Annotated in this window: 12 protein-coding genes; 5 read left to right on the top strand and 7 right to left on the bottom strand. The window is 35.5% G+C overall.

Annotated features, from left to right (window positions below; translation table 11 throughout):
* Positions 1–189 precede the first annotated feature (189 nt).
* A complete protein-coding gene (locus OD90_RS07215) occupies positions 190–555 on the top strand; it encodes a nicotinic acid mononucleotide adenyltransferase (RefSeq protein WP_186434723.1) in 366 nt (121 codons plus the stop codon).
* A 92-nt stretch (positions 556–647) separates the two neighbouring features.
* Here the strand turns inward: OD90_RS07215 and OD90_RS07210 are convergent, their stop codons facing one another.
* Entirely contained in the window at positions 648–3,467 is a 2,820-nt protein-coding gene (locus OD90_RS07210) for a TonB-dependent receptor (protein ID WP_261374475.1), read from the bottom strand.
* A 99-nt stretch (positions 3,468–3,566) separates the two neighbouring features.
* Positions 3,567–4,829, bottom strand: coding sequence for a hypothetical protein (locus OD90_RS07205; protein WP_144668403.1), 1,263 nt, complete (start codon positions 4,827–4,829; stop codon positions 3,567–3,569).
* 222 nt (positions 4,830–5,051) lie between these two features.
* Here OD90_RS07205 and dgt point away from each other — a divergent pair, with 222 nt between their 5' ends.
* Both dgt and OD90_RS07195 read left to right on the top strand, forming a co-directional pair.
* Entirely contained in the window at positions 5,052–6,383 is a 1,332-nt protein-coding gene (gene dgt, locus OD90_RS07200) for a dGTP triphosphohydrolase (RefSeq protein WP_144669660.1), read from the top strand.
* 80 nt (positions 6,384–6,463) lie between these two features.
* On the top strand, positions 6,464–9,148 hold the full coding sequence (locus OD90_RS07195; protein ID WP_144668401.1) for a T9SS-dependent M36 family metallopeptidase: 2,685 nt from the start codon (positions 6,464–6,466) through the stop codon (positions 9,146–9,148).
* Between the two features lie 52 nt (positions 9,149–9,200).
* On the opposite strand, the gene OD90_RS07190 is transcribed toward OD90_RS07195, so the two are convergent.
* Positions 9,201–10,967 carry a 1-deoxy-D-xylulose-5-phosphate synthase gene (locus tag OD90_RS07190; RefSeq protein ID WP_144668399.1) on the bottom strand — a complete coding sequence of 589 codons (1,767 nt, stop codon included), beginning with the start codon at positions 10,965–10,967 and terminating at the stop codon, positions 9,201–9,203.
* A 52-nt stretch (positions 10,968–11,019) separates the two neighbouring features.
* Here OD90_RS07190 and OD90_RS07185 point away from each other — a divergent pair, with 52 nt between their 5' ends.
* Positions 11,020–11,469 (top strand): nucleoside deaminase, encoded by a 450-nt coding sequence (locus tag OD90_RS07185; protein ID WP_144669659.1) that lies wholly within the window; start codon positions 11,020–11,022, stop codon positions 11,467–11,469.
* A gap of 17 nt (positions 11,470–11,486) precedes the next feature.
* Here the strand turns inward: OD90_RS07185 and OD90_RS07180 are convergent, their stop codons facing one another.
* Positions 11,487–12,251, bottom strand: coding sequence for a TIGR03915 family putative DNA repair protein (locus tag OD90_RS07180; protein WP_144668397.1), 765 nt, complete (start codon positions 12,249–12,251; stop codon positions 11,487–11,489).
* Positions 12,252–12,385: 134 nt separating this feature from the next.
* Between OD90_RS07180 and OD90_RS07175 the strand changes: the two genes are divergently transcribed.
* Complete coding sequence (locus tag OD90_RS07175) at positions 12,386–13,822, top strand: mannosyltransferase (RefSeq protein WP_261374474.1); 1,437 nt, start codon at positions 12,386–12,388, stop codon at positions 13,820–13,822.
* Here the strand turns inward: OD90_RS07175 and OD90_RS07170 are convergent.
* Genes OD90_RS07170 through OD90_RS07160 form a run of 3 tightly spaced genes read right to left on the bottom strand, consistent with a single transcriptional unit; the run spans position 13,815 to position 16,763 of the window.
* On the bottom strand, positions 13,815–15,437 hold the full coding sequence (locus OD90_RS07170; RefSeq protein WP_144668395.1) for an ArnT family glycosyltransferase: 1,623 nt from the start codon (positions 15,435–15,437) through the stop codon (positions 13,815–13,817). The two genes, OD90_RS07175 and OD90_RS07170, sit on opposite strands and share 8 nt — an antisense overlap.
* Complete coding sequence (locus OD90_RS07165) at positions 15,434–16,051, bottom strand: lipid-A-disaccharide synthase N-terminal domain-containing protein (RefSeq protein ID WP_144668393.1); 618 nt, start codon at positions 16,049–16,051, stop codon at positions 15,434–15,436. The genes OD90_RS07170 and OD90_RS07165 overlap by 4 nt, the downstream gene beginning before the upstream one ends.
* The gene (locus OD90_RS07160; RefSeq protein ID WP_144668391.1) at positions 16,044–16,763 is read right to left on the bottom strand and encodes a glycosyltransferase family 2 protein; all 720 of its coding nucleotides are present in this window, start codon (positions 16,761–16,763) and stop codon (positions 16,044–16,046) included. The genes OD90_RS07165 and OD90_RS07160 overlap by 8 nt, the downstream gene beginning before the upstream one ends.
* Between the last annotated feature and the right edge of the window lie 4 nt (positions 16,764–16,767).

Below are 16,767 nucleotides of genomic sequence, written 5' to 3'. Positions count from 1 at the left end.
AGTATTGATAATAAGCAATTTGTTACGCTAATATGGCAGGTAATTATAAAAAAAACAATCATAATAAACTGTATTTCAGCTAATTATAAGATTAATGTAAACTTTATGTAAACAAAATGTTATGTAAAAGTTTGATAATTGTAAAATTTGAGTTATGTTTGTAGTATACATTAATTAAAATCCCCGAAGATGAAAAAGATATTGATTATTGCAGCTGCTTTTTTAGTTAATATAGCAGTAAGCGCACAAGAAGAAGTTAAAAATACTTACATCCAGAATGGAGACATTATAGAGGCTACATTGATGCATGACAATGGCACTGTGAGTCAGACTGGATTTTTTAATAAAAAAGGTCAGCTTACTGGTAAGTGGATCAGTTATGATCGCACTGGTAATAAAACCGCAGAAGCTCAGTATGAAGCAGGAGAGAAAGTAGGAACTTGGTTTTTCTGGGCAGATGATAAACTGACAGAAGTTGATTATAACAATTCCCGCATTGCAGTGGTGAATACTTGGAAAAATAAAAATACCGAAGTGGTAAGTAATAGATATTAGTTTGCTTTCGCGAAAGCATAACAAGAATCATAAACGAAAAGGTCTCCTAATATAGGAGACCTTTTTTTATGGCTAATTCTACTAATGGGAGATTAAAACTTAAAGCTGTAGCTTAAGCTAAAATCTTGCCCAGGACTCCATTTTGAGTATAACTGATCTTGTGCATTATATGATTGAAAAACACTCTCGCGATCATCATTAAGTAGATTTGCTGCTTTAAGAGTGATTGTTTGATTTTGATCTTCTCCGAAAGATTTGGAGAGATTGAATTTCAAATCATTAAATGGTAGCCTATATACATCTGCAATCTCACCTGCGCCTACAATTTGCAACGTCTTACCTTGCACATTATAAGATAGGCTGGATTTCCATGTTGAATCTTCAGATTCAAAAGCAATGCCTGCATTAAGTAAAAATGGTGATTGTCCCTGTAGCACTCTCCCAGAATCAAGATTTTCTCCATCTCTAAGTAAGTTTTCCCTTAGCAATCTTTCATCTTCATTATAGGTTTCATCAGAATCAATAATAGAGTAATTTATATTAAGTGAGAAATTGTTAAGTCCTACAAAGTCTAAGTTTTTACGTAGCTCAATTTCTGCACCTAAAACATTTGCATCCCCTAGATTACGTGGTGTGACCTGTCCAGTTGCCTCAGCGAAAAATGTTAGTTCAATAGGGTCTTTGAAACTTTTATAAAAACCACTGATGGCTGCAAAATCACCTATGTTAAATTTCTTGTCACTAGCTCCATAAATTTCATATCTTAAATCTAAGTTATTTATATATGTAGGTTGTAAATTTATGTTACCTATAAAAAGCTCGTTCTCGATAGGATTAAATATTTGTGCAAGAGACGCTTCTTTAAATGAAGGGCGTGCTGTAGTTCTTGAGTATGATGCTCTAACCTTTTTATTGCCATCCTCATTAAGATCAAAAATTAAATTTGCAGAAGGAAATAGATCTGCTTTATCTAATATTCTTTCATCCTGAAATACGTTTCCTTGTTGATCTTGTCCCGTATAGATTAAATCAAATTTTTCAAAGCGTACTCCCACAATTGCAGTAAGCCATGAGGTAGGTCTAAGTTCTTCAGATACGTAATATGCTCCCACATTTATATTTGAGTCGAATTGATCATTATCATTTGAATCTCTTCTTACAAAGAAGCCGCTGTCACTATCTGGATTGTATATATTTTCTCCTAAAATAGCATTAGGGTCTCCATTTAAAAGCGCACTATTAAAGTTTCTGAAAGGAGTTGCAAAACGTACTGTTTTAAAATCACGTTGCTTGTAAGTATGGGCTCCCCCAAATTTGAATTTTGCGTCTTTTTCAAATAGTTTATGTTTGCGAGTAACATCAACTTTACCAGCGAGGTTAATTTCATCTAGGTTTCTAAAAAAACGAGAAGCGTCTCCAGATTCACTTGGGCTTATTGTAAAACTTCCATCTTCATCATTTACTAAAAAAGGAGTTGTTCTAAAGTCCTTATCATCTACATTTGAGAATGTAGGAGATAATTTCCATTCTGTTATCCAAGTAGCATCTTCATTAGTGTGTTTTCCACTTAAAAGTACATTTGTAAGAGCGCGTTCTGTATAAATTAAAATATCCTTTTTAATAGTATTACTATTGTCTATTCTGTTAGTTTGACTAAGTAGTGAAGCTCCAGATTCACCATTCTGAATATGCAATACATTAAGACGGTATTTAGAATTGTTAGTTTTGTAAGATAATCCACCTAGTGCACTTATAAGAACATTATTTTCTCCTCTTTCACCTTGTTGTGTTCTGTCTGTATTAAGTTCAAAAATGCTTGAATCAGTATCTTTTCTAAAACGTTGTCCATCTACGTAGTCATCATAGTAAGTAGTTTCATTACGGTAAGAAATGGAAGCAAGATATCCTAATTTATTATCGCCTACATCATAAGAGTTTCCTGTAGTAAAAGATAAGTTGAAATCTGCACCACTATTTTCTCTTTGCGCAGCTAATACAGGATTAAGTCTGCCAGCTAAAAAAGAAGCAGTATTAGGCGTGTTTGTAGGAAAATCAAAAACCTGATTTTCATTAAAAGGATTAGATCGCTGTCCGTTGTCATAACCTAGAAAATCTGTTCCACTTGATTCATTGCTAATATAGCTATCATTAAAATGAAAGTTAGGATTATAGCCAAGACCTATTGAAACGCTAGTCTCATTACTATTAGGAATATCTTTAGTAACAATATCAACTACACCTCCAGTAAAATCTGCTGGTTGATCTGCAGCAGACGATTTTACTACTATGATATTTTCTAAAATAGAAGAAGGAAAAATATCAAGTTGTAATGTATTCCTGTCTGGATCAAGTCCAGGCACATCAACTCCATTAAGTATAGTTTTTGTGTAACGATCACCTAAACCTCTTACATATACATATTTTCCACCCTGAACAGATACTCCCGGTATGTTTTTTACAGCGGAAGCAACATTACTAGCGCCACTTTTTTTAATACTTTCTAATGACAATCCATCGAGCAATTGAACCGATTTTTTTTGAAGATTTAAAACTGATTGCTCTGTATTCTGACGCGTAGTAGATGTGATGATAACTTCGTCTAGTGATGCCCCTGATAGTGTTACATCAAGAGTTGTAGTATTGTTTTCTGTGACAATCACTTCAGAAATTTGCTGTGTATTATATCCAACAAAAGAAAATTCTATGACGTACGTTCCGGGAGCAATCTCTAGCGAGTATTTTCCATCAAAGTCTGAAGTAGTACCCTTTGTTGTTCCTTGAACAATAACATTTGCAAATGGCAGTATGTCATTGAGCTGCCCATCATTAATAGTACCAGCGATAATTCCCGTTTGAGAATTTGCAGTTATTGCAGACAGTAAAAGTAAGAGTGAATATAAAACGGTTTTCATTATATTGTAATTCATAAGATTGCCCACCATTAAGGGCGGGCAATCAATATTATTGTATAGTTTGTATGCGTGTGGGATTTTAACGCCCCTTTTTATTATTTAGTCAATTACACCAGATGTAGTTGCTGCAGCAAATGTCCAAGCAAATACAGTAAGATCTGCACCTCCAGATGTTCCAGCTGTTGTCCAATCTGCAGCTTGATCTGTAAATGATGGTGAAATAATAGTTGATTCACCATCTCCAGTTTTTTCAACAAAAATTGAATTTGCAGGAGTAACTCCTTCTACGATCCAGTTTGTGAAAGAAATTAAACCATCAATATAGTTTTGAGCAACCCCATTGTTATCTAATTCGACATCTTTCCCGTCTTGGAATCCTGTTGCAAAAACATTGTTTGTTGCTCCTTGCGCCCCATCTCTGTAGTCTGCATATTCTCCATTTGGAGCAGTTGCACTTCCTATAAGAGTGATGTTATTAAGCGTAAAAGCACCATTTAAAGACCCTTCTGGTCCATCAATTTCTAAAGCGTGGTCAGAGATATCTCCGGCAATTACAACTGCATTTGTTACAGTTCCTGCATATGCTTGGTCAATGTCAAGACCATCATCTCCTTGAGCCCAAACTAAAAGATTTGATGCATTAACAGTACCTCCAAAAAATTCGATACCATCATCTACATTTCCTACAACCTCTACGTGATCGATAGTAGTTCCTGTTCCTACACCACCTAAAGTAAGTCCGTTAATTTCGTTACCCTCACCTATGAGTGTACCACCATGACGTATTGAAACATAAGTTATAGTTCCTGAGTCATCTGCTGCATCAGTACCTCCATAAAGACCGTTAGTGTCACTAGCAGGTATTCCTTCAATTTGAGACGCTTCTACATCACCATCCTCAGAAATAGGTGCGTTACCTAATACGATAAGTCCTCCCCATAAGCCACGAGTGTTTTCATCAAGAGTTCCTTCTGTTTGTCCTAATTGTATACCATCTGCACTAGAAGTCATGATAATTGGAGCAGCAGCTGTTCCATTTGCTTCTATTTTTGCATCACGTGCAATAATTAAAACAGACGCATTTGCTTCTTGACCTGCAAATGCTTTAATGATTGTTCCTGGCTCGATTGTAAGCGTATTTCCAGCTGTCACAATTACACGGCCATCAAGTTGCCATATTACGTCATTTGTTAATGTCATGTCTTCTGTGATATTTCCAGATAGCGTAGTGTCTACACTACCTGTATCATCACCTCCTCCATTTCCAGGAACTTCAGTTACTACAATAGGTTGATCATCATCACTTGAACATCCCGTTAAAATTCCACCTAATAAGGCTAGACTAAAAATTAATTTTTTCATTTTGGTTTTCGATTTGATTGTCATTTAAAATCTTCGATGCAAAGATGCTGTCATTATTGTTTTTTGAAGTTACCTCAAAGTTATAGTTGTATTAGCTTCTTGTAATTTTAGTGTAACCTCATTGTTAAGAGTTATGCTTAAAATCTCTGTATGGTGATTTTATTTCGCTTTCGCGAAAGCGTAAAACCCACTATCTTGCTCTTTCTAAAAAAGAGCATTATGATGCAATGGGAACGCTTACTTTCCTTAAAGAGACAAGGCGATACAAATAAAAGATTACGTACAGAACAAGATGAGACCAGACTAGGTTTTGAAGTAGATTATGACCGTATTATTTTTTCTTCACACTTTAGAAGCCTGCAAGACAAAACGCAAGTGATTCCATTATCTAAGACTGACTTTGTGCATACAAGGTTGACACATAGCCTTGAGGTTGCTGTAGTAGGTAGGTCCTTAGGCAGGCAGGTGGGAAAGCGAGTTTTAGAAAAATATCCTCACCTATCGGAAGTTCATGGTTATAAGATGAATGATTTTGGAGCCATAGTAGCAGCAGCAGCATTAGCTCATGACATTGGCAATCCACCTTTTGGTCATTCTGGAGAAAAATCTATAGGGGATTTTTTTAAAAATGGCCCTGGGAAGATATATAAACAAGAACTTACAGCAAAGGAGTATCAAGACCTCTGTACATTTGAGGGGAATGCAAATGGGTTCAAAATTCTTACTGAGTCAAGACCTGGCGCAGAGGGAGGCTTAAGACTATCCTATGCCACATTAGGTGCTTTTATGAAATACCCAAAAGAATCGCTACCCTTTAAACCTACAAATCACATCGCAGATAAAAAATATGGTTTTTTTCAAGCAGATAAAGAATCTTTTAAGGACATCGCAGACGAGCTAGGACTTATTCAAACCAGATCAGGAGCTGATATAAGTTATGCGAGGCACCCCTTAACCTATCTAGTAGAAGCAGCAGATGATATTTGCTACACAATTATAGATTTTGAAGATGGGATTAATCTAGGACTTATTTCTGAAGAATATGCGCTTGAATATCTAGTTAAATTAGTACCTCATATCAATAGGAGTAAATATGCCTCACTTACAGATAAGGCGGCAAGAGTAGGTTACTTAAGAGCCCTAGCAATAGGGAAACTTATTGATGAGGCGGTAGTTATATTTATGGAAAATGAAGAGGCAATTTTAAAGGGCGCTTTCGCGAAAGCTTTATTAGATAAGTCAAGCTACGAGGCTCAAATACAGGATATTTTAAAAATTAGTGTTGAAAAAATATATCAAAGTGAGGAAGTAATTGCAAAAGAAATTGCTGGGTATGAGATTTTAAGTACGTTATTGAAAGCTCGTTGTAGATCATTGGTAGAGGAGCCTACGCACTATGATAAGCTTGTTAAAAAATTATTTTTGTCTAATGCTCAAGAGGGAGCTACGCGTTACGAAGAGCTTTTATTTATCTGCAATCAGATTTCTATCATGACTGATAGCAAGTCACTCCGCATTTTTGAGCAGCTACGGGGTCATAATATTAAAGGGTAAACAAAATTGTTAATTACCTCAAGTTCATTGATTTTAATCAATCTATGCAGTATATTCGAAGCTTCAATAAATAAAAAAATATGAAAATAAATTACTTTAAAATTTTAATGATCTCAATTTTGTTTTTTTCAGCAAATTTGAGTGCTCAGAACTACATTCAATCAGTTAAGGATTATTTAATAACTGATAAAGTGGATGCTGGTGATATTCAAGATTTAAAAATCATTGAAGAAGTTCATTCCAGTAAAAACAATATCAAACGTATTTATTTAGCACAACAGTTCAATGGAATACCAATTAATAATTCTCAAATTACTGCTACTTTTAAAGATGGAAAAATAATTTATGTCTCTCATAATTTAGAAAGTAACATTTCTAATCGAGCAAATATTTCTACACCATCACTTGGCCCGGTTAGTGCGGCTTCAACAGCAGCAATTGCGTTGAATCTAGGTGGTTCTAACTTCTCTGTTGTAAATACTACATCACCTCAAAAATTAGTATTATCCAATGGAGGTGTATCACAAGAAAACGTTCCCGTAAAATTAGTGTATACTATTTCTGAAAGCGGTGAATTAAAACTTGCTTGGGATTTAAGTATTTATACTATGGATTCCAAAAACTGGTGGAGTGTAAGGATAGATGCTTTGACAGGATCAATAATAAACAAGAATGATTGGGTAATAAATTGCACTTTTGATGGTCATAATCATCAAGATAGAAGTAGAGATAAATCGAATAAGGAGTTTGAGCTTCTATTTGATAATCAGCTTACAACTTCTATTTCTGCTCCCTATGCTGGAGAATCATACAATGTTTATGCAATGCCACTAGAGAGTCCAAATCATGGTGACCGTTCTATTGTTGAAAATCCTCAAGATGTCGTGGCTTCTCCTTTTGGATGGCACGATACTGATGGCGTAGAAGGTGCAGAATTTACAATAACAAGGGGGAACAATGTATATGCACAAGAAGATCTCTTAGGAAATAATAATCAAGGTGAATCACCAGATGGTGGGTCGGAGTTAGCATTTGATTTCCCTATCGACCTTACTGCCGATGCTGAAGGTTCTAGAGACGCCGCTATAACAAATCTATTTTATTGGAATAACATTGTCCATGACGTTTTCTATAATTATGGATTTGATGAGGCTTCGGGTAATTTTCAACAAAACAATTATACTGGTAATGGAAGTGGATTTGATCATGTAATTGCAGACGGTTTTGATAATGTTCGTAGGAGTGTAAATAACGCAAATTTTGCAACACCTCCTGAGGGAAATAATCCTAGAATGCAAATGTTTCTTTGGAACACCTCTGGTGAAAGAGGAAATTTAGAAATTATAGAGCCAGCTAGTCTTGCAAGAAATATAGAATTGAGTGTAAGTGCCTTTTCGACAACTAATGGCCAGCCTAATAATTCATTTTTCGCTTCCTTGGAAAATCCTGACCCTAATGCTCAACTAGTGTTAGTAGAAGATGATGATGCATCTGCTGATTCAACAGATCCAAATGACGGTTGTGATACTTTTTTAAATCCAGAAGAATTGGATGGGAATATCGCACTAATACGTCGTGGCTCATGTAATTTTACTTTGAAAGTAGCATCTGCTCAAGCGGCAGGAGCAATTGGAGTTATTATAGCGAATAATGTTGCTGATGAAATAATAAATTTAGGAGGTGAAGAGAATAATAGTAATGTGATTCCTGCAGGAATGATAAATCAAGAAGATGGTGATGTTCTAATTTCTGCACTTCTAAATGGTGAAACAATTATTGTAAACCCTACTAGACCGAGATTTATTGATGGAAGTTTAGATAATGGAATTATTATTCATGAGTATGGTCACGGTATTTCAACAAGATTAACTGGAGGTCCTACTAATTCTGGATGTTTGAGTACAACTCAACAGCAAGAGCAAATGGGAGAGGGATGGTCTGATTATTTTGGACTTATGTTAACAATGACTGCTGATGATACTGCAATTGAAGGTCGTGGAATTGGAACATTTGCTACAAATCAACCTGTTGATGGATCTGGTATACGCCCAGCACAATATAGTACAGATACAAATATTAATGGATTGACGTATGGTGATACTAATGATGAAGCTGCAATTTCTCAACCTCACGGTATAGGGACTATCTGGGCAACCATTCTTTGGGATATGACCTGGGAACTAATTGATCTGTATGGGTTTGATGCAGATATTTATAATGGAACTGGAGGTAATAATACTGCTTTGCAACTTGTAATGGATGGTTTAAAAAATCAGCCATGCTTACCAGGATTCGTAGATGGTCGCGATGCAATACTCGCTGCAGTTGATATGAATGATAGATGGACTACTGATGGCGAGCGAAGAGATGCTAAATGTTTAATATATACAGCATTTGCAAATCGAGGGGTTGGATTTAGTGCTTCGCAGGGAGCAAGATTTAGTCGTACTGATCAAGTTGAAGCTTTTGATTTTCCAGAAGGGAATGATAATTTCTGTAATGAATTATCAGTGGGTGGAATTGACGCTACAAATTTCAGCGTGTATCCTAACCCATCTAATGGAACTATGAATTTAAGAATTAATAAATCTGTGGGTGCTGGTACTGTTAAGATATTTGATATTAATGGTCGTCTTATACACACTCAAGAATCATTATTAGAGGGTAACGTAAGAGTAGAAGCTTCAAATTTATCTACTGGAGTTTACTTATTGCAAGTTCAAAGTGATGTTGCTACAGAAACTATTAAGTTAATTATAGAATAACTCCTTATAAAGCAGAGGTCATAAATCGGCAGGCAAGAGCTTGCCGATTTTTTTATGCCAAATTTTCAAGTAAGCTTACAATTTTTGCAACTGAGATTCCAGCCTCTTCTTGTTGTTCTTCTACAGTGGCGTGTTCAATGAACATATCTGGAATACCTAGAACGGTAATGTTTATATGTTGTTTTGCTTTCGCGAAAGCGTAATCACAAACCATACTACCCATCCCGCCAATTTTTGACCCATCTTCAATAGTGATGATGTGTTGATAATTGTCAAATATGATATCTAAAAGATCTGTATCTAGGGGCTTTAGAAAGCCCATGTCATAGATTCCTATTTCTGCCGTAATTTTTGCGCTAGCATCTAAAACGTTTTTAAGAATACTACCGATACTAATTATAGCAATATTTTCACCCTCTTGAATACAGCTACCTTTGCCTATGGGTATCTCTCGAAAAGGTTTTTTCCAATCTATGTGAACGGCTCTACCTCTAGGATACCGTATTGCAATAGGAGCTCTAAGCCCGCGTTGAGCAGTATACATAATATTACGCAAAGCTCTATCGTCACTTGGTGCATAAATAATCAAATTAGGTATGCAACTTAGGTAAGAGAGGTCGTATACCCCTTGATGGGTCCCTCCATCTTGACCAACTAATCCTGCTCTGTCTAAACAAAAAATAACAGGTAATTTTTGAAGGGCAACATCGTGTATAACTTGATCATAAGCCCTTTGTAAAAACGTAGAATAAATATTACAAAAGACAACCATACCTTCTGTGGCGAGACCAGCAGCGAGTGTTACTGCATGCTGCTCTGCAATACCTACATCAAAAGCTCTATCTGGAAACTCACGTATCATATATTTAAGAGAACTGCCCGTAGGCATAGCTGGTGTGATTCCGATAATTTTTTTGTTCTCTCTAGCAAGCTCAACCAGTGTGTGTCCAAATACATCCTGGTACTTAGGCGGTTGAGGTGCATTACTCTCTTTATCTCTAACCCCTGTGATGGCATTGAATTTTCCTGGGGCGTGGTAGGTAATTTGTTCTTTTTCGGCGAGTGCAAGACCTTTACCCTTTGTAGTGATAACATGAAGAAATTTAGGTCCGCTTATAGTTTTTAGCTTTTCTAATGTAGCCGTAAGTTCTGGTAAGTTGTGACCATCTATAGGGCCAAAATATTTAATGTTGAGTGCCTCAAAGATATTCTCTTCTCGAGCAGTTCCTTTTTTTACATTGGTAAGGTATTTTTTGAGCGCACCTACACTCGGATCAATACCAATCGCATTGTCATTGAGAATAATAAGAAGATTTGCATCTGTAACTCCTGCGTGGTTCATTCCTTCAAAAGCCATCCCACTTGCAATGGAGGCATCGCCTATGACGGCTATATGGTGCCTTTCTTTTTGACCTTTTAAGGACGCTGCCATTGCCATGCCCAATGCAGCTGAAACAGAGGTGCTGCTATGGCCAGTTCCGAACGTATCATAAGGACTTTCACCGCGATTAGGAAAACCACTAATACCTCCTTTCTGTCTATTAGTGTGAAAAATTTCTTTTCTTCCTGTTAATATTTTGTGGCCATAAGCTTGATGCCCTACATCCCAAATAAGATTGTCATTTGGTGTATCAAAAATATAATGTAATGCTATGGTAAGCTCTATAACGCCTAAACTTGCACCTAAATGGCCTTCCTTTGTTGCTAAAATATTTATAATAAATTTACGGAGCTCTTTAGCAAGCAGAGGTAGTTGTATTTCTGGAACCTTACGGAGGTCCAGAGGTGATTGTATTTTATCAAGAATACTTAGCTGCATTAAACAAAGGTACGTCTTGAATCTGTATTTTTATGCTCCAGAAAGCACTGTTATGATAGAGCCATACGATGATCGTTATTTCATGCAAAAAGCCTTACAAGAAGCTCAAGTAGCTTTTGATCAAGGAGAGATTCCAGTTGGAGCTGTTGTCGTAATTGATAAAAAAATTGTTGCACGCGCACATAACCTCACAGAGCGACTTACAGATGTTACTGCTCACGCAGAAATGCAGGCTATTACAAGCGCCTCAAATTATATAGGAGGTAAATACTTACAACAATGTACATTGTACGTCACATTAGAACCGTGTCAAATGTGTGCAGGTGCTTTGTATTGGAGTCAAATAGGACGTATTGTATATGGTGCAAAGGATTTACAGAGAGGTTATAGTGTGATGGGTACAACCATACATCCAAAAACAAAAGTAGAAAGCGGTGTCTTATCTCAAGAATGTGAGCGGCTTATGAAACTTTTTTTTGTAGATAAAAGAAAGCTTAATTAAGTTGTAGGAGGTTGCTGCTATGGCTGTTTTTCGCTTAAGTATTTCCAATATCTTTTGGGTACATGCTGGATGTGTAATTTCATATTTTTACGAGAAGGTATATTTGTACTCTTGAAATAATTTTTCCATAGATCTTGGTATAACAATTCATCTTCGGTAAAATAAAAACCAGCTGCGGTATTGGTGTTGATATCTTTAGAAACCTCTAGAGAGATGTAGTCTAGCTTTTCCATATCATAATAAACCCCATAACTCCTTTTGAGATCATAGATAAGCCATTTTTGATCTGCATACCTATTTTTAAAATGTATAGCATTAAGAGGTAGGACATTAAAATCTGGTTCTATCGTAGCAAAATAAATGTCATCTTTTGTTTTTCTAAACCGAATAAAAGCATCCATTCTATGCTTTTCTCGACCTACTTTTTTAACAATCTTACTCAGCTGCAATGCATCAGGATCTCCATAATCACCCTCTATTTTTTGACCTGTAAAACCCTTTTTAATTACATTAAATAGTATTTTTTCAGAACCAACTTCCTCACTCAAAAAGGCCTTGTAAATATCTCGACCAGTTATCTTTCCTATTTTTTTAAGAATCCCTTTCCAGACACGCTCTGCTTTACTTTCATCTGTATGCACTCTATAAACAGCATCAAATAAATTTACTGTTCCTTTACTTTCTTTTACAAACTCGATAATTATACTTTTTCGATCATAATAATCAAAAATGCCTGTAAGGAATCCGTCAAATGTTCCATCATAGAGGTATTGTTCTGTCATTAGGTAATGTAAATTTATCCATAAAGTTAAGGAGTTCAGAATTAAAGACACTGGCTAGGTTTAAAATAAATTAGCCATACAATTTCAGTATCTTGTGAGCGTATTTTAACTCACTTTACATAATCAATTATTTATTGCCATTTCATAACACGATACTTTCAAATAAGCTAGTAATACTATGCGCACTGCTTTCAGCTACAGGATTATGGTATTTTGGATATGAAATACAGCGCAGTAACTTCCCATTATTCATAGGGTTGTTTGCAATGCTCTTTGCTTTATTTTATGTCACTGTAGCAAACGGTAAATCTCATTTTTTAGTATTAACTGTCATGGCAATACTGTTGAGGTTAATATTCTTGCCTAGTATCCCAAATTTATCCCAAGACTTCTACCGATTTATATGGGATGGAAGGATGCTCGCTAGTGGTATAAATCCTTATCTGTCCACGCCACTTAGCTATATCGAATCAGGAAATTTATCCATTATTTCGCAAGCCGAAGAACTTTATAAGGGGATGGGTTTACTTAATGCCAGTCACTATACAAACTATCCACCTATCAATCAGTTTATGTTCTATTTGGCAGGTATTTTATCCAGTAAAAGTATTCTAGGAGCCACTATAGTTCTTCGTGCTATTATTATCCTCGCAGAAGTAGGAATTATAATATATGGTAAGAAGTTATTAGAAAAAGTAGGTCTTCCCACCTATCATATTTTCTGGTACGCACTTAATCCATTTGTTATTATTGAAATGACTGGTAACTTGCATTTTGAGCCAGTCATGCTCTTTTTTGTAATACTATCTTTTTATTTGCTAGTAATTAATAAGTGGATTTGGAGTGCAGTATTTTTTGCTTTTTCCATAGCTACAAAATTACTTCCCTTGTTATTACTACCATTGTTTTTAAATTACTTCTTAACCAAAGGCGGAAAAATAACGACTCACTTTAGAAGTTCATATCCTTTAAAAGTACGCTTTCGCGAAAGCGTTAAAAATTTACCCAAACTCATTTATTTCTACCTAATTATTTTGGGTTTAACATTGCTAACCTTTTTGCCTTTTATTAAAGCGGATTTTGTCGCAAATTTTGGAGCATCCATTGCGCTTTGGTTTAAAAAATTTGAATTTAACGCCAGTCTATATTATATCATACGTTACATAGGTTTTCAAAAGATGGGCTATAATATAATAGGTACTGCAGGGCCCTTTTTATCTAAGGTTGTTGTAGTGTGTATTCTAATGATTGCTATTTTGAGAAATAATAGAAAAATGTTAGATATGATTACTGGGATGTTAATAGCAACGTTTATCTATTTTCTATTATCAACGACAGTACATCCCTGGTATGTGGCTACACCACTTTTATTGTGCGTATTTACAAAGTATCGATTTCCTCTAGTGTGGAGTTTTACTGTAATGCTTAGCTATGCTGCGTATGGGGTTTCAGGATTCCAAGAAAATCTTTGGCTGGTAGCAATAGAATATGCTATTGTCATTGGATTTTTTATCTGGGAAGTATTTTTGAAGGAAAAAATGCCTGTGGAAGTTTTAAAATCTTCTACTTAGTTTTCTTTTTGTATAAAAAAACCTCTCCAGCCTTACGCAACTTATAGGCCTTTGAATCTGGTAGTGCTTTGTTAATGTCTAAAAAGCCAACATCAGTTTTGGAAAAATTAGAAAATTGTCCTTCATCAGGTGTATCGCAATTTTCACATATCAAAAGATAAAAAGCTTCTTTATTGAGGTCTAGAGTTTTCTCAGAAAGTATGGGGACTTTTTGGCCAATATTCCAGATCAAAGTAGGAGCGATGCGCTCATATGCGTAAAATGGTATCGAAGCGTTTAAATTTAAATCTTCAAATGTGGTATAATTTGGATTAGGGCTATAATCCTTTATAAAAGTTAATGCGCTCAATGCTGTAAATGCTATTGCTCCAACGCTTAAATAAAATAGGCGGTATACATTTCTCTTTAACAGCGACCGCACCATTAAAATTGCAATTATAAAAACAAGAATTAGTGATATCACTCCTATGATTCTGAAGTGAACTTCATTTGCTAATATAAAATAACTAAGGGCTATTGGTAAGGTTATAAAGATCACTGTAAGTAATCCGAAATTAAAATACACTGGAACAGTTTCTCTTCTGTCTTTAATATTCTTGAACTTCCGTATCAAATACTCTATATAAAACCCAGTATTTATAGCTAAGGGTATAAGGACAGGCATTAGATAACGCGATTTCTTTTCTGGTATTATAGATAAGAGTATCACAGATGCTAGTGTCCAGATTAATGTAAATTTATATGTTTTAAAATGTATCACTTTTGACTTCATGTAAGGATACAGTAAACTTATAAAAGCAGGGATGGTCCATAAACCACTTTGTACAAAAAAGCTCCAGTAGTAATAAAAAGGGCGCACATTACGACTCGTCCAGTTTCCAGTTTCTCTTTCTGCAATAGCATTGAATGCCTCTGGATCTGCAAAGCGCACATACACGTACCATGCAAACCCTATAATTATTGCGATAATTATGGAGCTAGTGAATAAAACCCAGCTTTTTTTAAGAGTTCCTTTCCTAAACACGATTAAATAGGAAATTAAGAAGGGAAGAAAAAGCGCATACAATGAGACAGGACCCTTACTTAGTATAGAAGCTGCAATAAATACCACAGCAAGTATCCAATTTTTAATATTATGATTCTTTTGAAGTATCTGAAACAAATAATAAATTCCGGCAATCATAAATGCATGGGCATAGATATCCCAGGGGCCTTCAAAAGCGATAAGAACTACATAAAGTGACGTAACAGAAATAAATCCATTTATTGTGCTATGTTTTGAGGTGAGTTTAAGCTTTCGCGAAAGCGTAAAAACCATACTTCCTAAAAGCATGACCATTAATACAGCAGGAAGGCGCATCGCCCAGACACTTTTAATCCCGAAAATGCTTGCAGAAACTGCAGAAAACCAAGTAGGGAGCGGTGGCTTTTGATACCTAGGCAGACCATTGTTTGTAGTAAGAATCCAGTGGTTCTCAGTAAGCATTTCCCTAGCTGTTACAAAATTACGAGCTTCCATTATTGTCACATCCATCGCATCTAAAAGAGGAAATAGCAGTGTTCCCACAAAGAGAATAATGGAGAGAATTGGATATTTTTCTAAAAACTTAATCACGACTTTGAGTTGTAATAAAGATAGATATTACGTGCATAAATAAATGTGCCTAAACTATAAGAGAGTACCATAATATAATCTGCGCGATATAAAAAGTATAATAATGATAACAAACCTCCAATGAATGAAAATAGCCAAAATCCTAGTGGTAAGGTAGCTTGCTTATTTTTTTCTGCATAAAGCCATTGATAAACAAAGCGAAGAGTAAATAAGATCTGGGCTATAATGCCTAGCGTTAAGAGCCAGAGTGCCATTTCTTTTTCTGAAAATAATGCATCTATATCAAATTCTCCATTATTCCACCCAAATATAATAATCATGATTGGGATAAAAATGATAAGAATTTTAGACCATAGTGGTAGTAATCTCCATTGCTTTTGGATCTGTAAATTTCTTATGTATATGATATATCCTAATACTTGTCCCAGCATAAGGGGAAAATCATTGCGTAAATATCCATAAACAAAAAGCACAAATGATCCAGAAAGACTTAGCCACCAGAAGGTAAGTGGGGTTACGACTTTCTTGCTTTTTTCAGAAAGCAGCCATTGTGATAACATACGAGCCCCAAAGAGAAGCTGTGCTAGTAATGCAAGTAGGGAGAGACTATCCACGACTTGAGGATCCTACGTGATAGTTAATGTACTTTTTCTTCATCCACAAATAAGCAAAGCAATCCATAAGAGGTCCAAGTAAGCGATTCCATAATCCAAACTTTGCTTCACCTGCGATACGTGGAAAATGGCTAACCGTGACTTGTTTTATAGTACCGTTTTGTAATAAAATCATTGCAGGTAAAAAACGATGTAGCCCCTTAAACATTGGGATACGTTTTGCATAATCTGTCTTTAAGATTTTGAGAGGACAGCCCGTATCATCCATACCATCATGGGTAAAAGTACGACGTATACCGTTTGCAATGGTAGAAGACATATTTTTTACAAAGCTGTCTTTTCTATTTGACCGTACACCGGTTACTAAATCAAAGTTACCTATATGCTCAAGCAATAAATTAAAATCATCTGGTGTTGTTTGAAGATCACTATCTATATAACCAACAAGCTCTGTATCTGTATAGTCAAAACCTGCTTTAATAGCAGCGCTCAAACCGCAATTTTTTGAAAATGAAATAAATTCAAAATGTGAATTGCGTTCACAAATAGCAGATATCATTTGTAAACTCTGATCTTTAGACCCATCGTTTACAAAAAGGACTTTTGTAGGGGCAGCTGCTACCTTAAAGTATGTTGTAAAAGCCTCTTCTACACGAGCGAGGTTTTCTTCTTCGTTATATACTGGAACAACAACTGTAAGACGATACTCCATAAAA

Source organism: Dokdonia sp. Hel_I_53, assembly GCF_007827465.1.
In the GTDB taxonomy this organism is placed as follows: domain Bacteria; phylum Bacteroidota; class Bacteroidia; order Flavobacteriales; family Flavobacteriaceae; genus Dokdonia.
Note: the sequence above shows the minus strand (reverse complement) of the source record. Positions and strands in the feature narration are given on the sequence as shown.